This window comes from Spirosoma arcticum, from assembly GCF_054779955.1.
Genome location: NZ_BAAGXG010000001.1, coordinates 96,523 through 121,690, shown reverse-complemented (window position 1 = coordinate 121,690; position 25,168 = coordinate 96,523). Strand labels below are relative to the sequence as shown.

Sequence of the window (25,168 nt, the reverse complement as noted above, 5' to 3'; positions counted from 1 at the left end):
AAACTGCCTCTTCATCAACCATCAGTTCGAGGTTAAGTTTTCTCTGTGCTCGCATGAAGTCTCTTTGTGTTTAAAAACAACGCTTCCAAAAACAGATCAGCTTCGTCAACCCCAACAGCCAGCGAAGGCAATAACCGGATGGTGTTTTTGCCCGCAACGCCCGTAAACTGTTTATGCTCGAACAACAGCGACTTCCGCAGGGCATCAACTGGAAAGTCGTACTCAATGCCGATCATCAGTCCCCGGCCCCGCAGTTCTTTATAACCCCCAATCTGCCGTATACCGTCCATGAAGTAATTTCCCATGCGGGTTGCATTTTCAATCAGCCCTTCGTCATTCATGATGTCGAGTACGGCAATGGCCGCTGTGCAGGCGAGGTGATTACCGCCAAACGTGGTGCCAAGCAGCCCGTAGCTTGCCTTGAACTTGGGAGAGATTAGAATACCGCCAATGGGAAAACCGTTACCCATGCCTTTGGCCATCGAAATAATGTCGGCGTTGATGCCGCTGAACTGGTGCGAAAAAAACCGCCCCGACCGTCCGTAGCCGCACTGAACGCCGTCCAGAATGAGCACCGCCCCGGTTTCATTGCAGCGTTGGCGCAAGGTTTGCAGGAACGCATCCGTGGCGACGTGTATACCGCCCACACCCTGAATGCCTTCGATAATGACAGCGCAGGTTTCCGTCGTAATACCGGTCAGGGCCGCTTCGACGTCGTTGAAGGGCAGGAACCTGACGTGTTGATTGTAGTTAACGGGCGCAATGATAGCCGGGTTGTCCGTTGCGGCCACGGCTCCGGCGGTGCGGCCGTGGAAGGCTTTCGAGAAGGCCACAACCTGCGTCCGGCCGCTGTGAAACGACGCCAGTTTGAGCGCATTCTCATTGGCTTCGGCCCCGGAGCTACACAGAAACAGGGCATAATCCGGGTGGGCCGACGCAGCCCCTAACTTGTCGGCCAGTTCCTGTTGCTGCGGAATATGGACGGAGTTGGAATAAAACGAAATCTTTTGGAGCTGGTCGGTGATCGCCTGCACGTAACGCGGGTGCGCGTGGCCAACCGAAATCACGGCATGACCACCGTACAGATCGAGGTAGCGGGTGCCATCGGCATCCCAGAGGTAACTGCCCTGCGCCCGAACGGGTTCGATGTCGTAGAGCGGGTACACATCAAAAAGTTTGGCCATTCTGTTCGTAAAAATCAAGTGCAAGTTTACGGATAATCGGGTTATAACGGGGCTAAAGTGCAAAAAGGAAGCCGCTTAGCTTCCCCGTTTCCTATAACGCCCATTGCTCAAAGTCGGGCAATGAATGTGTTCAGCGCCTTCAACGCGTCGTCCGGCTGTTCAATCATACCGAGGTGACCCACCATTGGCAAAGACACCACCGTGATGCGGGCGTTCATGTTGGCCAGACGGCTCGTTTGCTCATACGGAATGACCTGATCGTTCTCCCCTAACAAAAGAAGTACGGCAAAGCGGGCATCGCGCAGAACGTGCGTGCGGTCAGGTCGGCCAGCGATGGCGTTCATACCGGCGATGAGCGCATTGGCAGGCAGATTCTGGTACCGCACCACTAATTCCTGAACCTTCTCGGCCGGGTAATCGGGCGAGACTACTTTCGACATCGTTTTCTCAATAAAAGGAGCAGATCCGTTTGTTTTCAGGGCTTCGATGGTCTGCTGCCGCTGCGCTTGCTTCGACTCGTCATCGGCGTAGGCGGTTGAATGAAACAGGCAAAGGCCTTGCATCATTTCAGGATGCTGTTCGGCAAAGGCCAGCGCGATATATCCACCCATTGAGTGTCCAACCAGCATGACATCGTCAATACCGTCCGCCTGTAGCTGGCGAAACAGGTCTTCGGCATATTCATCGATTGTCGTATGATTTGTCAGCCAAGAAAAGTCGGGGCGAAGAACAGGACCGTCAGATACCAAACCGGCGTAGATGCCATCCCAAATAGAAGCATCTACGCCGTGTCCGTGGATCAGAACGATGGTGAAGGAATCACGCATCAGCTATATAAGTCTCATTGCAAGAGGTCGACCAGAATCAGTGCTAAACCCACAATCAGCGCAATAACACCTATCGTACCACTACCGACCAGAATCAGAATCAGACCAATAACGCCAACGATCAAACCAATGGTCAGCAGTGATTTAGCCATTGTCCGTTCGGGCGAAAGTTTGTTTTTGATTTGCTTGTCAATACGCTTGGTAGCCATACGCTCCAGCAGCGACGCTTTCTTGGGCGAGGTTGTCGCGTTGGGAGCCAGCGACGCTTTCGTGTTAGCCGAAGCCAGCATCGTTTTGACCCGATCCATGCGCTTATTCAGTTTCTTGTCCGTCGCGAGTTTGCTGTCATTACGGACATACGCTTCAATCTGGCTCATGGTCGCGTTGGCCTGCGCAATCTGTTCAGCAGGAGCGGGCGTTGCAGCGGCTACCGGCGCAGGGGCAACAACCTCAGCGGGTTGAGCAACTTCAGCGGGCGTAGCTACGGCTACCGTCTCGGTTTTGGGTGTATTGTACTGATCAACGGGGCCACGCTGGAAATAAGCGACCGGGCGGCTACAGGACGAAAGGATGGCCACTCCCATCAGGGCAGTGCAAATGTGTTTGGTGAATGTACTGGTCATAGGGCATTGATTTTTTGAGGTGAAACATTGAGTTAACAACCACACAACCTCCCACCTGTCAGATTGTTAATGGATAAATGAAAAAACCAGCGAACGCAGACGGTACGCGTGTGCAAAACCAAAGTATAAGCCCGTCATACGTTGAGCACATGACGGGCTTATACTCAGTCAGTCCGGGGTTACTCAGGCGGCAGAGCGCAGTTGGTAAGTAGCCGTCTTGCCAAATTTCTCGCGGGCATACTCAAGGCTGATCGTCAACTCTTTAAGGGTAGTTTGCGACGGCACTTCAAACATCGCATCGGTAATGATCGACTCGCAGATTGACCGAAGTCCCCGCGCGCCCAACCCGTATTGCAGGGCCTGATCGACAATGTAATTCAACGCGCTGGCGTCCCAATGCAGGGTCACGCCCTCCATCCTGAATAATTTATCGTATTGCTTGGTAATGGCGTTTTTGGGTTCGGTCAAAATCTTCATCAGCGCATCCCGGTCCAGCGGTTCAAGGTGGGTCAGCACGGGAAGCCGACCGATTAGTTCGGGAATCAGACCGAACGATTTCAGATCGAGCGCCGAGATGTAGCGCATCAGGTGACCTTTTTCGAGCGTATCGTTCAGCCGCCGGTCGCCCGAAAAACCAATGGGCCGCGTGTTGATTCGCTTGGTAATGTGCCGTTCAATGCCATCGAACGCCCCGCCACAGATGAACAAAATATTTTCGGTGTTGAGCGCAATCAGCCGCTGGTCGGGGTGTTTGCGCCCGCCCTGGGGTGGCACGTTCACGACCGAGCCTTCGAGCAGTTTTAGTAGCGCCTGCTGAACGCCTTCACCACTCACATCGCGGGTGATACTGGGATTGTCTGACTTGCGGGCTATTTTGTCAATCTCGTCGATGTACACGATACCTCGCTCAGCCGCTTCAACATTGTAATCAGCCGCCTGCAGGAGCCGGGTCAGAATCGTTTCCACATCCTCGCCCACGTAGCCAGCCTCAGTAATGACGGTGGCATCGGCAATGCAAAACGGCACTTCAAGAATTTTAGCGATGGACCGCGCCAGGTACGTTTTGCCGGTGCCCGTTTCCCCCACCATAATGATGTTCGATTTTTCAATCGTCACGTCATCGTTGGTGTTGGGCTGCATCAATCGCTTGTAATGATTGTAGACCGCTACGGTAATCGACTTTTTCGCATCGTCTTGCCCGATCACGTACTGGTCGAGGTGACGCTTCATGTCAGCGGGCTTGATGAGGTTGATTTTTACCTCGGTGGGTTCACTCTTACGAGGGCGCATTTCTTCCAGCACCACTTGGTGGCCCTGTTCGATGCAGTAGTTACAGATGTGCGCGTCGATGCCCGACAGCAGCAGCATCACCTCGTTTTTGCGTCGTCCGCAGAACGAGCAACTGATTTGTGGCATGAAAGGTTGCAGAGTAGATAGTAGGATTAAAGTCGGTTGATATGCTCGTATACGATACACATCCGCACACATCCGCCGAGTTTGGTTAACGATATATTTACAGGCTTTGTTGGTACAATTCGGACACAGAGTGAGTATTTGGCTCTGTTACGAGTGGCAGTAATTAACAAAGTTACCAGTTAACACCCAAATCGGCAAATACCGGCCCGGTTAAAGGCTAACAGCGGATGATAAGGCACAAAAAAACGCGAAGGTCCTGATGGCACCTTCGCGTTCTGCTACCGTATAAAAACGCAACTGATTACTTTTCCCGACGCAATACCTCGTCGATCAGACCGTAGGCTTTGGCTTCTTCGGCCCGCATCCAGTTGTCGCGGTTCGAGTCCAACTCAATTTGTTCAACCGTCTGACCCGTGTGGTTGGCCAGGATTTCGTACAACTCCTGACGCAGTTTAACGATCTCGCGCACCGTAATTTCCATATCGACCGACTGTCCCTGCGCACCACCCGACGGCTGGTGAATCATAACGCGGGCGTGGGGCAGCGCCGACCGCTTGCCAGCCGCACCACCTGCCAGCAGCACGGCACCCATCGACGCGGCTAAGCTTGTACAAACCGTGGCCACGTCGGGCCGGACATACTGCATGGTGTCATAAATGCCCAGACCGGCATAAACCGAACCACCAGGACTATTGAGGTACATCAGGATGTCTTTTTTAGGATCGGCTGACTCCAGAAACAGCAACTGCGCAACGATGATGTTAGCAATATTGTCGTCGACGGGAAGGCCCATAAAAATGATCCGGTCGGCCATCAAACGGGAGAAAACGTCAACTTCGCGGAAGTTCATCGGCCGCTCTTCAATAACCGACCGGGTCATGTTCTCAACGGTGTGGTTTTCGATAGTGTGTTTTACATAGCCGTCTACAGTCAGGCCGTTCAGACCCATGTGTTGCACGGCAAACTTGCGGAATTCGTTTTGAAAATTCATATAGTAGATTTACGCTTTGGTTTTAAAACGATGATTGTGGGGTGTAAGTTTCGGTTGCACCGAACGATGCAAAATTGCGTTATCCAACCGAAAAACCCTGTCGGTCTGCGTGTAGAATTTATCGGTATCACTTGACATGAAGCATTCCCTTCCCGAACGAATCCGGCTGCAGCGGCTCCAGCGTGGCCTGTCGCAGGAAAACATGGCCGATCTGCTCAGCCTGTCCACCACGGCTTACGGCGATATTGAGCGCGGCAAAACAGATCTTACTCTGTCCCGGCTGTCACAAATTGCCCATGTTCTGGACGTTTCGCCCGTGACGTTACTGACGGATGAAGCCATCCCGGCGCAGGTCGTTGATAGTCAGCCCAAGGAGATAGCTAATCACGAACTGGAAACGCTCCGCCTGACGGTTGAGAAACAGCAGGTTGAGTTGGACAAACTCCGGCTCGAAGCCGATTACTACAAACGCAGATACGACGACCGCATCGCCATGGAAGTGGCCCGGTCGATGGGCGTGAGCCAAAGCCGGGAGCGGATTGGATTTTAAGAACAGCCAATGTAAATCACTACGTACTGTGTTGAACTACGAATCCATTTACAAAAAGTGCCAGCCGATTCAAAAGTCGGCTGGCACTTTTTTTCACGAATCGTTGATCAGTTACAAACTAACCGTTGCCCATTCTATCGAATTCTTGTTGTTCGGTTTCCGCACTTCGTATGCCACTACCAACTGCCTGTCAAGTACGAGTCCGCTGGCGTTGGTCCCATTCTGCGCGTTTTTGACAAACTGGGTGTTGGGCGTTGCAGCTCCGTTGATGTTGCGGAACGCAATTACCGAACTCATGCCACTTTCCGACGGCTGGCTTTGCTCCCAGAGCAGCACCGACGACTTTGGGGCGGGAACGAGATAAGCATTTTTAGCGGTGGGGTCATCAAGCACAAACAGTCGTTTGCCCTGCTCGTTCACAACCCGGATACCCGGCGAATCCTGCGTACCGGAGAACCAGGCCACCAGTGGGCTACCCCCACCCGCGCTCGACGTTGGTCCCGAATGTGGGCAACCGTTGATTTGCCAGTTGTCTTTCGACAGAATTTGTGGTTTCGAGAAGGTCCGTCCGTTGTCGGTTGAACTCATTTGGGCAATATCCCGGATGTTGTCCTGATTCTCGCGGTAGTACAGATGAAGCGCCCCGGCCGGGTCAACCAGCAGGCTGATGTTGCAGCAGTCGCACACGAATGGATCGAGAATTCGCTCGTCACTGAATTTACCCCCGGTTGAGGTCACAAACCGCAGGTCGCGCTGGTGGGCTTTACCCTGAATATCGTTCAGGTAGGCAACGCCAATTTCGCCGTTGGCCAGCACAGTCGCATCGAAAAAGCCCCGGACAATATTGGGCGTTTTGTCGGCGTGTACCGGTGTTGGCTGCGTCCAGGTGTTGCCCTGGTCGGTCGAGACGACGTACACGATTTGCAGATCAGTTGGTCGGCCACCACCGGGCCGGGTCGCTTTAGGCGCTTCTGCTTTGTGGCCCTCATGCCCGGCTCCGTGCGCGTCGTGCCCCGCATGAGCAGCCTCCTGTGGTGGTGCCAAAGCGGCTGTGGCTACGGTTTGAGGATTGGCAGTCTGAGGACCGCGCAGGGCAAAAACGGCCACTGCCGAACCGTCCTTCCGGAACAGTAGTTTGGGGCGCATCAGCCGTGAGTTACCAATACCGGCGGCTGAATGAATCAACTTCTTGTCGCCGAACGTCTTACCCTGATCGCCGGATTTCGCCCAGTAGAAATAAACAATGCCGTCATTGTCTTTCTCAGTCCACGACAGCGCTACGTCGCCCGATGGCGTTCTGGTTAGCGTTGGCACTGCGTAGGCGCGGCTGGTATCGCTGGAAATGCCGTTCGAGTAGGCCGCTGTCGTGCAAACGATAAGCAGACATAAGCAAGTGATGTGATTGAAAAATGTGTTCATGATATAGACAATGCTGGCTCGTTTACTTAACTATTTAGATTCAATCTAATTTAACGTAAAGGTAAAAGCGAATCGCATAGGTCAAACCGTTATCCACAAAAAATCTGCACAATTCTGCTAACCTCCCCCTTATATTTGGCAGTTTACATTTAAATAGTCCGTAAGCGCGGACCAATTGCCCACTACATCCATGAACGAACACAGTAAAGCATTTCTCTACCAGTACCTTAATAATGCTTCGCCCACCGGCTTCGAATCATCGGGGCAGCAGATTTGGCTGAACTACCTTAAACCCTACACCGACGAATACATCGTGGACACCTACGGCACGGCGGTGGGTGTGGTTGGACCGGGCAAAGACTACAGCGTGGTTATTGAAGCCCACTCCGACGAGATTTCGTGGTTCGTCAATTACATTTCCGACGATGGCTACCTCTACGTTCGGCGCAACGGCGGCTCCGACGCCATGATTGCCCCGTCGATGCGGGTTCACCTGCACACCAAAAAAGGTCCCGTTGATGGGGTATTCGGCTGGCCCGCCATTCACGTCCGCGACCTGACCAAAGACGTGGCACCCAAGGTATCCGACCTGACCATCGACGTTGGGGCCGCTACCAAGCAGGAAGTTGAAGAAATGGGCATTCACGTCGGCACAGTGGCGACATTCACCGACGGGCTGATGGAACTCAACGGCCGCTACTACGTGGGCCGGGCGCTGGACAACCGCATGGGCGGATTCATGATCGCCGAAGTGGCGCGGCTACTGAAAGAAAACAACGTGACGCTGCCGTTTACGCTCTACGTCGTCAACGCGGTACAGGAAGAAATTGGATTGCGCGGGGCCGAAATGATTGCCCGGCGGCTAAAGCCCAACCTCGCCATCTGCACCGACGTCACGCACGACACGCAGTCGCCTAAGTACGACAAGAAGGAACAGGGCGATCTCAAATGTGGCGGTGGACCAGTGCTGTGCTACGGCCCGGCGGTGCAGAACAACGTGCTCGACTTTATGATCGGCGTGGCTGAGCAGCAGGAAATTGCGTTCCAGCGGCAGGCCGTGAGCCGCTCCACCGGCACCGACACCGACGCTTTTGCCTACGCCACCGAGGGCATTGCTTCGGCCCTGATTTCGCTGCCGCTGAAATACATGCACACGACGGTCGAAACCGTTCATATGGATGACGTGCAAAGCGTGATCCGGCTCATGTACGAAACCCTGCTGGCACTGAAAGGCGGGGAAGATTTTCGGTATATTAAGTGAGTAGGGACAACGTCAGCCGGATGAACTTCCTGTTGAGTTTGTTTACATTGTATTTGTTACTTTACCTTAGTGTATGAAAGAACTGATCTTTTTAGTCGAAGAAGACCCCGAAAGCGGCTACACGGCACAAGCCGTTGGCGAAACCATATTTACTCAGGGCGAAACGATGGCTGAGTTAAAAACAATGATTCGGGATGCGGTTAATTGTCATTATGATGGTCCGTCGCAGTGGTCGCAATTCGTTCGGTTGCAATTTCCCGTTTAAACGCCACAACAAAACAACGCCGATGCAAAACCAGTTGTGTGGACATCTACTAAATGTAGTTACCTCAAAACACATACAACCATGCGTAGCACCCGCGATTTTTTTATTGGCACCCTGACTGGCTTAACGATTGGCTTATTGGCAGCACCGAGCAGCGGTCAGGAATCGCGCCGACGGCTGAAACAAGAATATGACAAGCGTATGCAGTCTTCCGGTGGACCGTCATCTGGCGGTGGTCTGAAAGAGCAACTAACAACCGCCTTCGAGCAGATCAAAGAGCAGGTGAACAATTACATTGGCCAGAAAAAGAGCCATGAACAGCGGATGTCAGACACGGGACATTTTGATTATCAGTCCGAACGGATGAATAAGTTCACCGACCAGAATCCAACGTCACCAGTGGCTTCGTCGACGCTGGTTGATGTGAACGACTATAAAGCGTAAATCGTAAACTGACACATCCGTTTTTTAACCGAATTTTTGCATTAAGCCGGATAAGGATGGTGGGTAGATTATGTCTGCACCTATTCTGGTCCGGCTTATTACTGATTGAAAAATCTGTTGACTACTTAGCAGCCGTTGTCGATACGGGCGGGTTAATCATGATGTGGGCACGGTGGGTGCCGGGGTCCATGATCCAGGGCATACCGGGGGCGGCAGGCTTCAGGGGCAGACCCGTGCTTTCGGCGGTGGCGTAGGGAATGTAGACCACCGAACGCAGATACCCGTCTTTTACCTCGCCGGTAGCCGGGTCGTAATTTTCGTCTTTAGCCGTGTACACGAACAGCGACGACGGATTGACGGGCATTATCAGTTTCTCCGCTTTGGCTTCCTGTTCCCGAGTTTCCAGAACTTCTTTTGCCGTTTTGCCCTGCTGTTTCAACTCCCGACCGCGCTTCATGAACGGCTCCAGGTCGCGGTGGTAGCACGACACGCTCAAACCCTTTTGGGCGGGATCATCGGCTAAGCAGATCAGTTCGTTGGTGCCTTTCCGCAGCACGGCAAATTCATTTTTGTCGGAATAACCGTACACCGTAGCGCCCGCCTGTTTATCGGCCGGGGCGGCCATCACAGCGGTTTTGATCTGCACATCAGCAGTCGGAACGGTGGGCGTCTGGGCCAGCGCGGCAAAGGTTAGCAGTAGGAAGGAAGTAGTCAGAACGGGCGTTTTCATGGTCGTGTACGTGTTTCCTGTACAAGACAGTCCAGTTCAATAGCTACTCACCCGTTCCGCCGACCGCCCCTCATGCCATTCCCGTTGCCCCGGTTTTGCCGGTCATAGGGCTGCATGGCGGGGGCACTACCCACGAAATTTCGCAGGTTATACACGAAACTGAGCATGAAATAGCGGTTCAGCACGCGGCTCTGTACTTCCTCGGTGTACGTGTCGGTGACGTTGCGGACGATGCTTCGGTTCTGGTTCAGCAAATCGAACGCTTGCAACCGCAACTCGCCCCGCTTCTGCTTAAACAACTGCTTTGTCAGTGTTGCATTCCAGAGCGTGAATGACTGATTGTAACTACCCGACGATCCGCCATAATGGTTGTAGAAAACGTCGTTGGCAAGCGTGAAACCGCCCGGCAGTTGGTAGAACACGTCGAGCGTAACCGTCTGGTTCAGAAAGTTCTGGTTTTGCTGAGGTTGGAGCGAATACCGCGCCGATTGGTAGTTGATGTTTCCCGACAGGTTCAGGTCTAATTTCTCCGTAAAGTTGGAACTGATGCCCACGCCCTGCCCCACGAGCCAGTTGTTGGCGAGGTTCGGCTGGCTATTCACGAAACTCGTTCCCCGGTTGTAAGTGAGGTTAGTGGTCAGGTTGAGGTTAGCTTTCTGCTTGCCGATTTTAACAGGCTGACCCAGCACCAGAGAGCCATTAGCCGTATAATATCCGTCGGTGTTGACCGGTTGGGTCCTCTGCGCCCCGGATTGGTTAAACGTGGTGGCGTTCACGATCTTGTTATCCGTGCGGCTCAGGTTCAGCGACGCAAACAGGTTGCGAAACGTACTCGGCTCGAAGCGGTTAAAATTAGCCGATAAATTGTGGCTGTATTCGGGTTGCAAATTGGCATTACCGAGCCGAATGTTGAGCGGGTTCGTGTTATTAGGCACGGGCTGCAACTGATTCACGTCCGGCGCGTTGATACGGGTGCGGTATTGGATACGCAGTCGGCGGCTCTTGCCAAAATTGTACGTGAACAGGGCGTTGGGCAACAGGCTTGTGAAGGCCCGGCTAAAGCTGCTGTCGCTCGTAATGTTGTCCGAATTCAACCGGGCCTGCTGCACGTCGAAACCCAGCGCGTACGTGTATTTGAGTCGGCGGGTTTGCCAGGTCATACCGGCCCGGTTGGTCATGAACGTATTCAGAAAGCGGTTGCTCAGGGGGACGTTGGGCAGGTCATACTCGTTGGTTGCTTCGTTAAAATTGTTGACAAACCGGTTCGATGTATTGCGGTTGTTGGAGAGCGTATAATGAAATTCGAGCGTCTGGCGGAGCGACAGCGGTTCGGTATAATTGACGTTGACGCTGTTCGTGGCCGAGCGCGTTTGCTGATCGTTACGCTGGTTAATTGTCTGCTCAAACAACCCCGTTTGGCTGTTCGGACCGGAAACGCCTGTTGATGAAACGCCCGTCGTGGATATAGGAATAGTTGGCCGGGCGAAGGTGTTCTCTGACTGATTGATACCGTCGTTGTCCCGGTTGTTACGGGCCATGTTCCAGTTCAGGGAAGCTGTTCGTCCGCGTTTGCGAAACTTGCGAAACAGCAGCAGCGAATTATTTCCCGTAAATCCGTCACCGGTCGAATTGTACCTGGTATTGCTGGTATTGACTGAATTGCCTTGTCCGTCGAGCGTTTGTGATAAGCTGTTGGTCTGAAAATTGGAGTTAAGCCACGACAGGTTCGGGATGACCCGGATCGTCGTGAGCGAGTCGAGCCGGTAATCGAGCCGGAGATTGACCCGGTGATTGGTATTGCTATTGTTGGAGCCGTTTTGCCGGTTGGTCACGAACGTTGAGTCAGCCTGACTGCCTGATGCACCGTTTGGTAATACGTTTTCGCGTCGGCTGCGCTGATCGGTGAGCGTGTTGGTGTTGCTGGCGTTGTAGCTGCCCGCCACGTCAATCTTTTTACCCCACGTATCGCGGTAGTTCAGACCAGCCGCCCACGACTGCGTAATGGCGTTGCTACCCACCTGCCCCGTGTTGCCATCATTGTTGTTGCCCCCACCGGGTCCATTACCCCCAACGCGAACGTTGTTGCCGCCCCCAGTATTTCCACCCCGGCCCTGACCAGCTCCGCCGAAGTTGTTGCCCAGACCCAGATCCTGCGCCGTGAACCCCTGCTGATTGATGTTATTGGCCATGCCTACTACTGAATACTGCTGACCGTTGTTGAAGCGGTTTATGCTGGCACGACCCGAATAGCGCAGGTCTTCACCGGGCTGCGGGCCGGCCGCAATGGACTGTTGCCCGAACGTACCTTTGCGCTTATCTTTTTTGGTGGTGATGTTAATGGTTTTCTCGCGGTCGCCGTCGTCCACGCCCGAAAACTGCGACTGCTCCGACTGCTGATCGTAGAGTTGAATCTTGTCGATAATATCGGCGGGCAGGTTTCGGGTAGCCATTTTGGGATCGTTGCCAAAAAACGGTTTACCGTCTACCAGTACTTTTCGGACTTCCTGCCCCTGCGCTTTCACCGTGCCGTCGCGACCAACTTCCACGCCGGGCAGTTTTTTGAGTAGTTCTTCCACCTGCGCGTTGGGCCGCGTTTTGAACGAATCGGCGTTGAATTCCAGCGTATCGCCCTTCACGGCGATGGGTGCCGCTTCGCCCTGCACCTTCACCTCGCCAAGAGTTTGCGATGTAGCGACGAGGTCAACGGTGCCCACGTCGGGATTCGGGTTAGCCGACGACACACTCACACGCCGGGTTTTGCCCCGATAGCCCACGTAAGTCACTAATACCCGATACTGCCCCTCGGCCACTTTCGGAAACGCGAACCGTCCTTCGCCATCGGTAATGCCAAACGTCACCAGCGACGAATCCCGCCCCGACAGCAGCGACACCGACGCTTCGAGCAACGGCTTCCGCGTCAGCGAATCCACCACCGCACCCCGGATGCTCTGGGCTTGAATGAATAATGGACAATGCATAATGAACAATGCCACGAGCATCCCCCACCTTCTTGCCCATCTTGGTCCGCCCATTTTATATTTTACATTACTCATTAATTTCTGGGAAACGGTATTGTAGTCATCGCTTTCTGCCGAAAATCAGCCATTGCTTTCCGGCGGAGTTCGTTCATCTCATCAGACGAAACGGCTTTAGCATCGGCTGGCGGCTGAACGGTAGTCTCAGCCACGCTTTCGGTTGATATACCGGTCGCTTTAAATGACTCATTGTCCGACTCAATCTGTAGCACCACGCCCCGCTCCGGCGTCAGGGCGGCCACGGGCGAATAGGTAAACGGCAGTTCCGTCGTGTACCAAACCGTAAACGTTTGAGCTTCGCCCTCATTCCGGCGGGGCGAAGCGGCCGACGAATCCCTACCCGCCCGGTTGCCACCCCTCCGCTCACTAATTCGGGCGGTAGCCGTGGCTTTGTGGCAGAGATAACCCGCTATTTTCTTCGTCTTGTCGGAGAGTTGCCAGTTTTCAGGTTTGGGCATGGGCCGCTCGGTGCGGTAGGTCGTGCTGACCGAGTCTTTTTTGATCGTCATCACGTCGATGCGCTGCCGGTTGGCAAGGTCGAGAAAAGTCGTCTGCTCAAAGGGGGGCGTCATGCGTGTCTCACGTGGGGGACCGCCCTCCCGGCTTTCATTTGGCGTTCGGCGCACCATCATGTTTTGCGGCCGGTCGCGCTCCTCTTTGGCCATCGTGCCGGAGAAAACGAGTTTCTGCGTGAACGACATTACTTCCGGAATACCTTCCGGGGCGTCAGGCGCACCGGGGCTGCCCGGACGCACCTCCTGCCCATTGATGACCATTCGCATCTGCAACGGGTCGATTCGGCGCATGCCTTCGTAGGTGATTTTGCCGGAAGCCGGTGCGTTTTGCGCCAGTGCAAGGGTGCTGGTCAGGAATCCAGCCAGGAAAAGCGAGAAAGCGGTCTGTTTCATGGCAGAAGGAGGAAATCGTAAGGTGAAAGTTGCACAATTTTTCGGCCCGGTCGATTGTATCTTGTTAAAAGACGTTAACATAGCGACGAATGCCCAATTTGTGTAGCCGAACGCCCTTTATGACCTCCCAAATCATCTCCGTCGTGCCGTCGCAGACCGAACTGCTATTTGACCTCGGTCTGGATGCGGAGATCGTCGGCATAACGAAGTTCTGCATTCACCCGGCCGAAAAAATTCAAACTAAAACCATCGTCGGCGGTACTAAAACGCTGCACCTCGACCAAATTCACGCCCTCCAACCCGACCTTATTCTCGCCAACAAAGAAGAAAATACCCGCGAACAAATCGAAGAACTCCAGCGCCATTACTCCGTTCACATCACCGACGTGGTGACGCTACCCGACGCGCTGACGATGATTCGAGAGGTTGGAAGGTTGGTCGGCAAGAAACAACAAGCGGACGAAATGGCAAGCCAAATCGCGTTCTCCCTCGCTTCCCATTCCTCCCGCTCCTCCCCTTCTTCATCCGTCGCTTATTTCATCTGGCGCAAGCCGTACATGGTCGCGGCTGGGGGCACATTTATCGACGCCATGCTCCAAGCGGCCGGGTTTCAGAACGCCTTCGTCGGGCAGACGCGCTACCCTGAAATCGCACCCGACGACCTGCGGGCGGCCAATCCTGATATGATCTTTCTATCGTCGGAGCCGTACCCATTTGCGCAGAAACATGTCGCCGAGTTGCGGGCCATTTGCCCGTCGGCGCGGGTGATGGTGGTGGATGGTGAGGTGTTTTCGTGGTACGGCAGCCGGTTGTTGCGGGCCGACCGTTATTTTAGGAACTTGCATACCGAAATCGCCCGAACAGCATGATTACCGATATATCGCAGCTCGATCCCAACGGCACCTACACCTACGCCGACTACCTGAAATGGCAGTTTGACGAAAGCGTTGAACTGATAAAGGGGAAAATTCATCGAATGTCACCGGCGCCCCGACGTGCTCATCAGCGGGCTGTAAGCCAACTCCTGATTGACATAGGCGTATACCTGAACGACAAAACCTGCCAGATATACGCAGCTCCCTTTGATGTTCGGTTACCCGTCCGTAACGAGCGCAAGCCCGAGCAGTTACATACGGTTGTCCAACCTGATATTTGCGTGGTCTGTGAGGTAGCCAAGTTAGATGAAGCCGGTTGTTTGGGCGCTCCCGACTGGATTATTGAGATTATATCACCACGAACCGCCAAGAATGATTTTAACGAGAAGTATAATCTCTACGAAGAAGCCGGCGTTCGGGAATATTGGATTGTTCAGCCCAAAGAAAAGGCCGTGAACGTCTATACCCTCGAAGACGGCAACTATGCCTTGGTGGACATCTACGAGTCCGGCGATATTCCCAGCCGCATCTTTCCCGAACTAATTATTTCGCACGAACGCATTTTTAGGTAGATGACCACCTCCGCTGAGCACACGCTGTCCGTTGCGTCCGTCAACATGATCCTGTTTGCCATTCGGCAACGCGGGCTTGATTCCGACGACCTGGCCCGTTCGGTGGGTATCGACCCGGTGCAACTGCGCGATCCTGACGGGCGCCTGCCCATCCGAACCATGCAGGACCTGTGGCGCGAGATCATTGCCCGCACCGGTGACCCGTCGATTGCGCTCCGCATTGGCGAAATGATCAATCCGATGGCATTTGGCGTACTGGCCTACGTGATGATGCACAGTCCCACGCTCGGCCGGGCGTTTGAAAAGCTTTTTCAGTATCAGGACATTGTTTGCGATGGCATCCGCACGAGCGGCCAGCAAATCGGCAGTCAGTACGTAATCTCGCTGCACCTGACCAGCCGGGAAATTATTTATCCCGACTATGCGGTTAACTCCGAGCTATCGGTTTATTTGTCGGCGATGCACGCGCTGACGGGGCAACACATACCAGTTAGTGAAGTCCGGTTTTCTTACCCGCGACCGGCCGACACGACCGAACATGAGCGCGTCTTTGCCCCCGCCCGCCTGACGTTCGGCGCACCCGAAACGTCGATGGTGCTGGACGCGGCCCTGCTCGACACGCCCGTCATGAACGCCAGTGCCAGCCTGTTCCCGTTGGTTGAACAACACGCTATCGACCAGATGAAGCGGCTTCAGACGCCCACGCCCACCTTGGCGCAGCGCGTCCGAACCGAAATTGTGTCGCTGATGCGGGGCGAAGAACCTGCGCTGACCGTCGTTGCCGACCGGCTGGCAATGGGTGTCCGGACGCTGCAACTGCACCTCAAAGAAGAAGGCACGACGTATCAGCAGCTTTTGACCGACGTGCGCCGGGACTTGGCCGTGAAGCATTTGCGTGAGCCTAATTTCAGCACCACCGATATTGCCTATTTGTTGGGTTTCGCCGAGCCGAGCGTGTTTTTCCGGTCGTTTAAGAAGTGGACGGGACAGACGCCGGGCGCGTTTCGGGCTACAGCGTTCCCAAACTCGTATGCTTGAAATTATCGGCGTATTTCAGCCCGTATCCGGCTACGCGGTCCATACTGGAGTGGGCAACGAGGATAAGTCCCGCCAGCATCAGGTATTGATTGCCGGTCATCAAGCCCCACACGCCAATAAGAATACCCAATGCTTTGTGGTGAACGAGGTTGTAGGTCACCGCGCCAACGGCCGGGTTAATCAGGTAGCCAACCATGCTCAGGTCAGGCAGCAACAGCAGGGCCGGAAACCACCACCAGGCGAAGTTCAGGCGTGAGAACAAATAAATGCAGGCGGCAAATAAGGCTAACTCCTCAACTTTATGCAGATATTTCATCGTGTCTATGTTCACAAGAACGTTTAGTACACGACAAAGGTCCGACGAACCAGCCGGGCCGTCGCTGACAAAAGGCGTAGTTCTGACTGACCGATTACGAAAATTTTACAGTCACCACCCGCGCCATATCGTCCCAGAACGACGGATATGATTTAGCCACCACGCCCGGCTCGTTAATCACAATTTCCCGCTGCATCGCCACGGGCGCGAAGGCCATTGCCATCCGGTGGTCGTCGTAGGTTTCGATATGGGGAATCGATAGGACGTTGTTCGCTAACGGCCGAATTTCGTACCGGTGGTTTATCTCTACTTCGACCAATTCGGCACCAATCTTTCGGAGTTCCGTTTGCAGAGCCATCACGCGGTCGGTTTCTTTTATCTTCAGGCTTTCGATACCCGTCAGCGTCAGCGGAACGTGGTTTACGGCCGCACAAACGGCCACTGTCTGGGCCAGATCGGGGCAGTCGGTAAAATCCCAAGTCAGTGGCGATTCGGTCGGGCGTTTGGTTAGAATCACGCCGGTATCCGTGAAGGTGCTTTCGACGCCCAGCGGTCGCATAATGTCAACAATGGCACTGTCGCCCTGCAAGGATTTCTCCTTAAGACCCAGCAACTCAATGGTAGTGACTTCGTCTGGCGACAGGGCCACCACGCTGTACCAATAGCTGGCCCCCGACCAATCCGATTCGACCTGATACGGCTTCGGTGTGTATAGTTTTGAAGCTACGGTAATCGTTTTCGCGTCCCAGTCGGCCCGAACGTCAGCCCCAAAGTAACGCATCTGCTCGATGGTCATCTCGATATAAGGCCGTGACCCAATAGCGCCGGTCAAATGAAGACCCAGCCCATCAGGAAGCAGGGGTGCAATCATCAGCAAGGCCGAAATGTACTGGCTGCTTACGTCGCCCTGGATTGACACCTGATTCTCACCAGATGCGCTAAACCCGTTTAATTGCAGGGGCGGATATCCGTCGTTCTTCAAATAGGCAATGTCAGCACCGAGCGTGCGGAGCGCATCGACCAGAATGCCGATGGGACGTTCACACATGCGGGGGGTACCGGTCATGATTTTTTGCTGACCCGTAACCGAAAAATAAGCTGTCAGAAAGCGCATCGTCGTTCCCGCATCGAGTACATCAGCGGTTGGGTCCTCTGATTTCAGCAGCCGGATCATCGTCTGCGTGTCGCGGGCGGTGGATAGGTTTTGCAGATCGCAACGGAAGCCGGTCAGGGCGTTGAGAATCAGAGCGCGGTTGCTTTCGCTCTTCGACGAAGCCAGTGGAATAGTGGCCTGAACGGGCTTAGCAGGGGGTAGTAAACGAACGGTGTTCAACAGATTGCGGGTTGGCGATGGAAACCATTGAGTGGGTAAGCAATAGAATTAGCTGTATAATTCGACCAACTTTGCCAAAGTTCTAAACTTTGGCAAAGTTTACGCCGGATACACGCGGGCTTTGGCAAAATTAACGCATAGCCTTCACACGCATGACTTATTTCATCAACGCTACCGTCTTTACCGGCGACGACTGGCTAACCGGCGCGTCGGCATCCATCGCCAATGGCCGGATTCAGACGATTACAACGGCGGACGAGGTTGGTAAGAACAACAGCTTCGGAAGTGGCCATAACGAAACAGATACCGTTATCGATCTCAACGGCGACTACCTCGTTCCCGGCCTGATCGACCTGCAACTGTACGGCGGTTCAAGCCGGTTTCTCAACGAGCAGCCCACGCCCGACACCGTCCGGCATATTTACGAAACACACGCCCGCAACGGCACCACTACGCTGCTGCCTACCATCCACTCGACCTCGCTCGACGTGATGCAGCAGGCTATGGCGGCCGTGCAGACGGTGCGGGCCGAAAACCCGTTTGGCGTACCGGGTATTCACATCGAAGGACCGTATTTCAACCCCATCAAGCGCGGTGCCCACAGCGCGGCCTACGTCCGAACGCCCGCTGAGGGTGAACTCGAAACGCTCTTCGGTACCAACGCCGACGTGATCCGCATCCTGACGCTGGCTCCCGAAATCCTGTCGCCCGATCAACTCAAAACGATCAGGAAGCTAAAACACGCAAACACCCTTCTGTCACTGGGCCACTCAAACGCAACCTACCAACAGGCTACGGACGCACTGAACAATGGCATTCCGCTGGCGACTCATCTGTACAACGCCATGCGTGGTTTTGAGAGTCGCGAGCCGGGCGTCGTGGGGGCGGTGTTCGATCACCCATCGGTTCGGGCCAGCATCATCGCCGACGGCTACCACTGCGACCCGGCTACCATCCGCATCGCACACAAGCTGCTGGGCAATAGGCTCTTCTTAATCTCTGACGCGCTGTTTGCCAGTTCTCCCGGACAGGAACCGCCCCGCCCTGATTTTACCCTGGGCGAGTTTGTCGTCCATTATGAACCCGATGCAAACGGTCCGGGGCGATACGTCAATAACGAATGGAAACTGGCGGGATCAGCCCTGACGCTGATTGACTGCGTCCGGGTGTGCGTTGAAAAGGTTGGACTGTCGCTAACCGACGCGTTGCGAATGGCGACGGTGATTCCAGCGGATATTATTGGGATAGGCGATCAGATAGGGTCTATCAAACCGGGCTACGTCGCTAACTTGGTACGGCTGGATAAAACACTGATGGTTAAAGAAGTTTGGCGGGCTTAATTACGGTCGATAAGTGCTCAACTCGTCCTCTCCTACCCGTTCCTGGCTCACTAATCGACCAGACACTGTCGGTGCTTTCACCCCCCCGCCCAACAGCGTCTGGCTCCGCAACACGCGCATCTCGTCCCACAAACTGGCGTCCATGAACGAGTTGAGCAGAGTCGTGCCGCCCTCGACTAACACCGACTGAATCTTGCGCTGGTACAGATTGGCGAGCAGTTGCGGCAGAAATGGCTTGTCGGAGCTAAGCTGAATGTACGACGTGTTTTTTGTCATTCCGACCGGTCCGCCGGTGCGGAAGGAGGAGTCTTTGGGTAAAGCAATACCTGCTGCTAAAGAAGATTCCTCCTTCCGCACCGGCGGACCGGTCGGAATGACAAATCCATAAACCAGCGTTGGCTGAGAATCGTCAAATAGATTGAGGTTTGCGTCTAAGCGAAGTTGTTTGTCGATGACGACGCGCACGGGATTGCGCCCCGGTACGAGCCGTACGTTCAGGCGGGGGTTATCGGTGCGGGCGGTGTTAGTACCCACCATAATGGCGTCTTCCCCGGACCGCCACCGGTGCACCAACCGCTGACTCAGCGGCCCGCTGATTTGCACGGGCTGACCATTTTCGCCCGCAATGTAGCCATCGGCCGTTTCGGCCCACTTTAGGATGATATACGGCCGGTTCTTCTCTATGAACGTAAAGAATCGGGCGTTCAATTCGCGGCCAACTTCGTTCAGCACACCCGTTTCAACGGTTATACCGGCTTCGCGCAGTTTGGCAAACCCTTGTCCGGCGACTAACGGATTGGGGTCGTCGTTGCAGCAAATTACCCGTCCTACACGCTTCTCGATCAGCAAATCGGCGCAGGGCGGCTGCTTGCCGTAGTGCGAACACGGTTCGAGCGTTACGTAAGCCGTACATTCGGGCAACAGATGCGCATCTTCCGGGCGGACCGATAAAATGGCGTTCCGCTCGGCGTGCGCTTCGCCGTAGCGCTGGTGCCAGCCTTCCCCGATGACTCGCCCGTTGTGCTCAATCACGCAACCCACCATCGGGTTGGGGCTGACCTGACCCCGGCCGAGGGTAGCCAGTTCGAGGGCGCGACGCATGAATAAACTCATAGTTTGTGCGGTTCCCCCGGTACGCCGGAGCGGCCGGGATTTGTGCGTTTGTAGTTTGTGGTTATGTCGCGACTACCAACCCCAGCGGGGAACCGCACAAACTCAAAAACTCACAAACCACAAACTTCCCTATTTTTACGCAAAATCACGCTACCGAGATCAAATGGCAACCGCCAAACCACTATACGAACGACTCAGCAAAAACATCACGGCTTACCCGCCCGAAGAAGCGCGGGAGATGGCGTTTATGATGCTTGACCACTATTTCGGACTGCGCAAAACCGACGTACTGACCGACAAACCCTTGCCCCCCAACCGCACCGAACCCGACTGGTTTAAGATTCTGGAGCGTCTGAACCGCCAGGAACCGATTCAGCACGTTATTGGCACGACGATCTTTTGCGGTTTGGAGTTCGAGGTGTCGCCCGCTGTGCTGATTCCCCGGCCCGAAACCGAAGACCTCGTCCGGCTGATTATGCACGACTTTGCCGACCGCACCGACGATGTACCCATTGTGGATATTGGCACCGGCAGCGGCTGCATCGCCATCACGCTGGCGCGGTTTCTTCCCCAGTCGGTCGTTACGGGCTGGGATGTGTCGGAAGAGGCCCTGACGCTGGCTCGTCGTAACGCCCAACACCTCAAGGCCGACGTCCAGTTCGCCATTCAGGATATTCTTAATGTACCAGCTACTTTTACGGAACGGTTCGACTGTGTTGTGAGTAACCCGCCTTATGTTACGCGCTCCGAAGCGGCCGGAATGGACCGCAACGTGCTCGACTACGAACCCGGTCTAGCCCTGTTTGTGGAAGACAGTGACCCGTTGGTGTTCTATAAAGCCGTTGCCGATTTCTGCGTCCGTCATTTAACGAAAGATGGGTCTTGCTACGTTGAAATTAACGAGCGTTTCGGTGAAGCCACGCGGCAGGTATTCGTCGAGCGCGGCTTCGGCAACATACAAGTGTACAAAGACATTCACGGCAAGGACCGCAGCATCCGGGCCACGTTTTAACCTATGCAAGCTACTACCTCGTTTACCTACCATACCAAAATCCGGGACGTGTTCAGCGAGATGAGTCAGGTCGTTGTGGGGCAGGACCGTCTGCTCAACCGGCTGCTGATTGGGCTGTTCACGGGTGGGCATATTCTGCTGGAAGGCGTTCCGGGACTTGCCAAAACGCTGACCATCAACACGCTGGCGAAGGTATTGGAACTGGACTTCCAGCGCATCCAGTTTACCCCCGATCTGCTGCCCGCCGACCTGATTGGGACGATGATTTTCAACCAGAAAACCAGCGAGTTCGAGGTAAAGCAGGGACCCATTTTCGCCAACCTGATTCTAGCCGACGAGGTCAACCGCTCACCCGCGAAGGTGCAGGCGGCTCTGCTCGAAGCCATGCAGGAAAAGCAGGTGACCATTGGCGAAGAGACGTTTGTGCTCGACCGCCCGTTCCTGGTGCTGGCCACGCAAAACCCCGTGGAGCAGGAAGGCACCTATCCGCTGCCCGAAGCGCAGGTCGACCGGTTTATGATGAAAGTGTTCGTCGATTACCTCAGCAAAGACGATGAATTAGCCGTGATGCGCCGGATGTCGAACATGAATTTCGACTACGAAGTACAGCCGGTACTGGGCAAGGACGATTTAGTAGCCATTCGCGACGAAATTAACGGCATTACCATTTCCGAAACGCTCGAACGCTACATTATTGAGCTGGTGTTTGCCACCCGCAAACCCATGGACTACAACCTGCGCGACGAAGCCCGGTACATTCAATACGGCGTGTCGCCCCGCGCCAGCATCAACCTGAATTTAGCCGCTAAAGCCCTCGCCTACTTCGACCGGCGCGATTACGTCCTGCCCGAAGACATCAAGGAAGTGGCCCCGGATGTGTTCAATCACCGCGTCATGCTCAACTACGAAGCCGAAGCCGACGGTGTAACGACCCTCCAGGTGATCGACTCGATTCTGCGCAAGGTGGCCATTGGACGGTGAACCGGCGACGGGCGTGATGTTGTTTCCTGTCCATGAAGCAAACGCACGTTTTTCTGCTCATTGCCGTTTTTATTGCCGGTAGCATCTGGCTCTACCGCACGTATTTCGGCACCCCGCGCCCACCCCACCGCCGACCGGCCAACGCAACTTCGCCCGGTGATCGACGCGTTGAGAAAACCGAAGCCGAGTGGCGCGACGTGCTGACCCGGTCACAGTACAACATCATGCGCGACCGGGGCACCGAGTGGCCAAACAGCAGCCCGCTCAATCATGAACACCGACCGGGCACATATGCCTGCGTGGGTTGCCGCAACCCGTTGTTCCCGTCCCAAACCAAGTTTGAATCGGGCACGGGCTGGCCGAGTTTCTCCGCGCCCATCGTCCCGAACGCCGTTTACACCGAACGCGACGGCAACCGCACAGAAGTGCGCTGCTCCGTCTGCGATGCGCACCTGGGCCACGTGTTCAACGACGGCCCCGACCCAACGGGATTGCGCTACTGCATGAACGGCGTGGCGCTGGAGTTTGAAAGGAGTACAGCGCAATAGGTAACGACCGCACCTGTCAGGGTCGCTTCAGGAAACGTTGGCCTGCTGTTTTCTGTTTGCTTTGCACCCGTAGATAATAGGTGCCTGCGGGCAGGTTATCGGTCGCAAGCGGGTGCCGAGCCGAGGTGCTGATTTGCTGGTGCAACAACCGGCCCCAGGCGTCGTACAGCAAAACCGTTGACTGAGGTAGTAGTCCCTCAATAGTTACAAGATTTGTGGCTGGGTTGGGATAAATGCGTAATGATTCGTCCAGCGCACTGGCTACGGCTGTTATGAGAATACCCCGTTGTACCACGCTAACCATCTGATTGGCTGTCCCATTAGCCGAAATCGTGAGGGTGGCTGTCCGCGATTCAACTACAGTATTTGCCCCGGCGGTCAGCGCTAAAGTCACGTTTCCCGAACCTGATGCGGGAGAAGCAGATAGCCAGGGTTGCGAACTGGTTACCGACCAGCTTGCGTTCGAGGTGATGTCAACAGACGGAGTGCCACTGGTGGCCTCTACGGTCAGGCTTGTGACCGAAACCGCCAGCGCAGCGGGCGCACCCGTCTGCGTAACCACTACGAACTGACTCGGCACTCCATTGGCCGACACTGTCAGCGTGGCCGACCGGGGGGCTGCCAGCGCGTTGGCCGTTGCCGACACACTTAATACCTGACCGCCCGCTCCTGAGCTTGTTATGGTAGTAAGCCACGATTGCGAACTGACCACCGACCAGCTTGTATTGGACGTAATAGTCACCGAAGTTGGTCCAGCCGAAGCGGCCAGTGATAGGCTTTGCGTGGAAGTGGCGAGGGTGGGCGCTGCGCCCGCCTGTACGACGGTTATCGTTCGGTCTACGAACCCGGCAGCCGCGATAGTAACCACCGCTGTTCGGGAGGTGATCGATGAATTGGCCGCAGCCGCCAGCGTTAAGACCTGATTTCCCGATCCGCTATTCATACTGGGCGTTAGCCAGGGCTGCGAACTGGCAACCGACCAACTGGTAGCCGTCGACGTAACGCTGAACGAACTGGCATTGCTGGCTATTGATGACAGACTCAGTGCGTTGGTCGATACGTCGAGTAAGGCAGGGTTCAAAAAAGCCCAATCTGCATCACTTACGGGAAACTTTAATGCCCTGAAATCGGCGCGAAGATCTTTCTGAAACGCGTGCGATATGGCCGCTACCATCATCGTTGCCCGGAAGCTGTTAGCTGCTGAGGTATTGTTCAGGCGGTCGTAGCGTTTTTCCCACTCGGCATTGAAGCGTTGCAGAAATTGGGTCAATCGTTTCGTAGGTATTCGGTAACCCAACCCCTGATTTTCGGCGTACTCGCAGAATTTATAGCCAGCGGTGCCAAACGTGTACGTAATAATTTCATACGAATTCTGCGAATCGACCCAGGTCTGGTAGTTCATCCCTTTATCCACGTATTGCTGATAAAAGTAGCTGAGCTGCCGGAACGAACTCAGAAACTCGGTTCGCAGAATATTGGTCGCAACTGCGTCCAGACCATACTTTTCGGGGTTGTTAACCATCTCGTAGCCAACGGCGTGCTGGAAGATTTGGGCCATTGTTTCTATGTAAATCGCTCCCCCCGGTCCGCCAACTTTTGGTCCGATCAGAAAATCAGCGGGCATCGTAGTGGTCATGTTGTGACCCATTTCGTGCATTAACGACGAAAATCCTATTGGTTCCTGTGATCCATTTACATACCTGTCATTCATGTAAAACGAGAACGGGTTCGTATAATCAACCGCGTACCCTCCTCCAAAATCAGGATCGCGCAGCATATACTGTTCAACTTTGCCATTGAATTGATAGACGTTTCCATTCGCTAAATCAAACTCAATGCTGTTCCCAACGGTCAGAATGTATTCAATCTCGGCGCGGGTGAACGGGCCTTTAAAGTGATCGTCGTTGAAATAGCTTCGGGTAAAGAATCCGGTGGAGTTGCGAATGGGCAGCGACACCACCTGGTTGGGAATCGTTACTTTGAACTTTGGGTCTGTACTGATGGGGCTAACTTTGGGCTTTATAAAGTTGACAAATACTTCGGCTGTGTCTTTCTGGTTGTCCTTGAAGGTGGCCACCGTGCGAACTAATTGATTTTGGGTTATTGATGCATACGTGTGGGTTTGGGGAAAATAACCAATTGTATTTGGTGTATTATCTCCCCAAATAAACGTAAGAGGAACTGAGGAATTCCGTCGGTTATCGTCGATAGCCGTATTGATAGTAATCGCACCTGTTGTTCGGTCAATACTTTGCACTCTAATGCCAAATGTGCTGGCTAAACCAGTCGTATATTCCTTGTAGTTAAAGGTCTCTGTTTGTGCCAGTGCGGGCGATAAACCAAGTATTGCGGCTACTAATCCTGTGTAGATCGTTCGTTTCATACAA

24 protein-coding genes are annotated in these 25,168 nt (G+C 54.4%); 11 read left to right on the top strand and 13 right to left on the bottom strand.

What is annotated here, in order from left to right:
* Positions 1 to 32: 32 nt before the first annotated feature.
* From ACYVHB_RS00490 to ACYVHB_RS00470, 5 genes are all read right to left on the bottom strand, one after another.
* The gene (locus ACYVHB_RS00490) at positions 33 to 1,184 is read right to left on the bottom strand and encodes an aspartate aminotransferase family protein (RefSeq protein ID WP_461048577.1); all 1,152 of its coding nucleotides are present in this window, start codon (positions 1,182 to 1,184) and stop codon (positions 33 to 35) included.
* Between the two features lie 107 nt (positions 1,185 to 1,291).
* On the bottom strand, positions 1,292 to 2,011 hold the full coding sequence (locus tag ACYVHB_RS00485) for an alpha/beta fold hydrolase (protein ID WP_461048576.1): 720 nt from the start codon (positions 2,009 to 2,011) through the stop codon (positions 1,292 to 1,294).
* 14 nt (positions 2,012 to 2,025) lie between these two features.
* The gene (locus ACYVHB_RS00480; RefSeq protein ID WP_461048574.1) at positions 2,026 to 2,634 is read right to left on the bottom strand and encodes a hypothetical protein; all 609 of its coding nucleotides are present in this window, start codon (positions 2,632 to 2,634) and stop codon (positions 2,026 to 2,028) included.
* Positions 2,635 to 2,817: 183 nt separating this feature from the next.
* Complete coding sequence (clpX, locus tag ACYVHB_RS00475) at positions 2,818 to 4,050, bottom strand: ATP-dependent Clp protease ATP-binding subunit ClpX (RefSeq protein WP_461048572.1); 1,233 nt, start codon at positions 4,048 to 4,050, stop codon at positions 2,818 to 2,820.
* Between the two features lie 301 nt (positions 4,051 to 4,351).
* A complete protein-coding gene (locus ACYVHB_RS00470) occupies positions 4,352 to 5,041 on the bottom strand; it encodes a ClpP family protease (RefSeq protein WP_461048570.1) in 690 nt (229 codons plus the stop codon).
* 136 nt (positions 5,042 to 5,177) lie between these two features.
* Here ACYVHB_RS00470 and ACYVHB_RS00465 point away from each other — a divergent pair, with 136 nt between their 5' ends.
* The gene (locus ACYVHB_RS00465; RefSeq protein ID WP_461048569.1) at positions 5,178 to 5,591 is read left to right on the top strand and encodes a helix-turn-helix domain-containing protein; all 414 of its coding nucleotides are present in this window, start codon (positions 5,178 to 5,180) and stop codon (positions 5,589 to 5,591) included.
* Between the two features lie 111 nt (positions 5,592 to 5,702).
* Here ACYVHB_RS00465 and ACYVHB_RS00460 read toward each other — a convergent pair whose 3' ends face one another.
* Positions 5,703 to 7,010 (bottom strand): sialidase family protein, encoded by a 1,308-nt coding sequence (locus tag ACYVHB_RS00460; protein WP_461048567.1) that lies wholly within the window; start codon positions 7,008 to 7,010, stop codon positions 5,703 to 5,705.
* A 190-nt stretch (positions 7,011 to 7,200) separates the two neighbouring features.
* Between ACYVHB_RS00460 and ACYVHB_RS00455 the strand changes: the two genes are divergently transcribed.
* The 3 genes from ACYVHB_RS00455 (at position 7,201) to ACYVHB_RS00445 (ending at position 8,980) form a co-directional block, all read left to right on the top strand.
* On the top strand, positions 7,201 to 8,271 hold the full coding sequence (locus ACYVHB_RS00455; RefSeq protein WP_461048565.1) for a M42 family metallopeptidase: 1,071 nt from the start codon (positions 7,201 to 7,203) through the stop codon (positions 8,269 to 8,271).
* A gap of 73 nt (positions 8,272 to 8,344) precedes the next feature.
* The gene (locus ACYVHB_RS00450; protein WP_461048563.1) at positions 8,345 to 8,536 is read left to right on the top strand and encodes a 2-oxoisovalerate dehydrogenase; all 192 of its coding nucleotides are present in this window, start codon (positions 8,345 to 8,347) and stop codon (positions 8,534 to 8,536) included.
* Between the two features lie 81 nt (positions 8,537 to 8,617).
* Positions 8,618 to 8,980, top strand: a complete 363-nt coding sequence (locus tag ACYVHB_RS00445; RefSeq protein WP_461048561.1) for a YtxH domain-containing protein — start codon at positions 8,618 to 8,620, stop codon at positions 8,978 to 8,980.
* A gap of 121 nt (positions 8,981 to 9,101) precedes the next feature.
* Here ACYVHB_RS00445 and ACYVHB_RS00440 read toward each other — a convergent pair whose 3' ends face one another.
* The 3 genes from ACYVHB_RS00440 to ACYVHB_RS00430 form a co-directional block, all read right to left on the bottom strand.
* Positions 9,102 to 9,710: a hypothetical protein gene (locus tag ACYVHB_RS00440; protein ID WP_461048559.1), complete on the bottom strand. Its 609-nt coding sequence runs from the start codon at positions 9,708 to 9,710 to the stop codon at positions 9,102 to 9,104.
* 47 nt (positions 9,711 to 9,757) lie between these two features.
* Positions 9,758 to 12,688 (bottom strand): outer membrane beta-barrel protein, encoded by a 2,931-nt coding sequence (locus ACYVHB_RS00435; RefSeq protein WP_461048557.1) that lies wholly within the window; start codon positions 12,686 to 12,688, stop codon positions 9,758 to 9,760.
* A 74-nt stretch (positions 12,689 to 12,762) separates the two neighbouring features.
* The gene (locus ACYVHB_RS00430) at positions 12,763 to 13,653 is read right to left on the bottom strand and encodes a GLPGLI family protein (protein WP_461048555.1); all 891 of its coding nucleotides are present in this window, start codon (positions 13,651 to 13,653) and stop codon (positions 12,763 to 12,765) included.
* Positions 13,654 to 13,742: 89 nt separating this feature from the next.
* On the opposite strand from ACYVHB_RS00430, the gene ACYVHB_RS00425 reads away from it, so the two are divergent.
* The 3 genes from ACYVHB_RS00425 to ACYVHB_RS00415 are packed head-to-tail and all read left to right on the top strand — an operon-like array spanning position 13,743 to position 16,138.
* Entirely contained in the window at positions 13,743 to 14,522 is a 780-nt protein-coding gene (locus ACYVHB_RS00425; protein ID WP_461048554.1) for an ABC transporter substrate-binding protein, read from the top strand.
* On the top strand, positions 14,519 to 15,100 hold the full coding sequence (locus ACYVHB_RS00420) for a Uma2 family endonuclease (protein WP_461048552.1): 582 nt from the start codon (positions 14,519 to 14,521) through the stop codon (positions 15,098 to 15,100). Before ACYVHB_RS00425 ends, ACYVHB_RS00420 begins: the two co-directional genes overlap by 4 nt.
* Positions 15,101 to 16,138, top strand: a complete 1,038-nt coding sequence (locus ACYVHB_RS00415) for an AraC family transcriptional regulator (protein ID WP_461048550.1) — start codon at positions 15,101 to 15,103, stop codon at positions 16,136 to 16,138.
* Here ACYVHB_RS00415 and ACYVHB_RS00410 read toward each other — a convergent pair.
* Positions 16,110 to 16,454: a DUF4260 domain-containing protein gene (locus tag ACYVHB_RS00410; protein ID WP_461048548.1), complete on the bottom strand. Its 345-nt coding sequence runs from the start codon at positions 16,452 to 16,454 to the stop codon at positions 16,110 to 16,112. The two genes, ACYVHB_RS00415 and ACYVHB_RS00410, sit on opposite strands and share 29 nt — an antisense overlap.
* A gap of 94 nt (positions 16,455 to 16,548) precedes the next feature.
* On the bottom strand, positions 16,549 to 17,787 hold the full coding sequence (locus ACYVHB_RS00405) for a 3-phosphoshikimate 1-carboxyvinyltransferase (protein ID WP_461048546.1): 1,239 nt from the start codon (positions 17,785 to 17,787) through the stop codon (positions 16,549 to 16,551).
* Positions 17,788 to 17,939: 152 nt separating this feature from the next.
* Here ACYVHB_RS00405 and nagA point away from each other — a divergent pair, with 152 nt between their 5' ends.
* A complete protein-coding gene (nagA, locus tag ACYVHB_RS00400) occupies positions 17,940 to 19,127 on the top strand; it encodes an N-acetylglucosamine-6-phosphate deacetylase (protein ID WP_461048544.1) in 1,188 nt (395 codons plus the stop codon).
* Here the strand turns inward: nagA and ribD are convergent, their stop codons facing one another.
* Positions 19,128 to 20,240, bottom strand: a complete 1,113-nt coding sequence (gene ribD / locus ACYVHB_RS00395) for a bifunctional diaminohydroxyphosphoribosylaminopyrimidine deaminase/5-amino-6-(5-phosphoribosylamino)uracil reductase RibD (protein WP_461048542.1) — start codon at positions 20,238 to 20,240, stop codon at positions 19,128 to 19,130.
* A gap of 163 nt (positions 20,241 to 20,403) precedes the next feature.
* Here ribD and prmC point away from each other — a divergent pair, with 163 nt between their 5' ends.
* Genes prmC through msrB form a run of 3 tightly spaced genes read left to right on the top strand, consistent with a single transcriptional unit; the run spans position 20,404 to position 22,781 of the window.
* Positions 20,404 to 21,252, top strand: a complete 849-nt coding sequence (gene prmC, locus ACYVHB_RS00390) for a peptide chain release factor N(5)-glutamine methyltransferase (protein WP_461048540.1) — start codon at positions 20,404 to 20,406, stop codon at positions 21,250 to 21,252.
* A 3-nt stretch (positions 21,253 to 21,255) separates the two neighbouring features.
* Positions 21,256 to 22,233 carry an AAA family ATPase gene (locus tag ACYVHB_RS00385; protein WP_461048539.1) on the top strand — a complete coding sequence of 326 codons (978 nt, stop codon included), beginning with the start codon at positions 21,256 to 21,258 and terminating at the stop codon, positions 22,231 to 22,233.
* Positions 22,234 to 22,265: 32 nt separating this feature from the next.
* On the top strand, positions 22,266 to 22,781 hold the full coding sequence (gene msrB / locus ACYVHB_RS00380) for a peptide-methionine (R)-S-oxide reductase MsrB (protein WP_461048537.1): 516 nt from the start codon (positions 22,266 to 22,268) through the stop codon (positions 22,779 to 22,781).
* Positions 22,782 to 22,797: 16 nt separating this feature from the next.
* Here msrB and ACYVHB_RS00375 read toward each other — a convergent pair whose 3' ends face one another.
* A complete protein-coding gene (locus tag ACYVHB_RS00375; protein ID WP_461048535.1) occupies positions 22,798 to 25,164 on the bottom strand; it encodes a BACON domain-containing protein in 2,367 nt (788 codons plus the stop codon).
* Between the last annotated feature and the right edge of the window lie 4 nt (positions 25,165 to 25,168).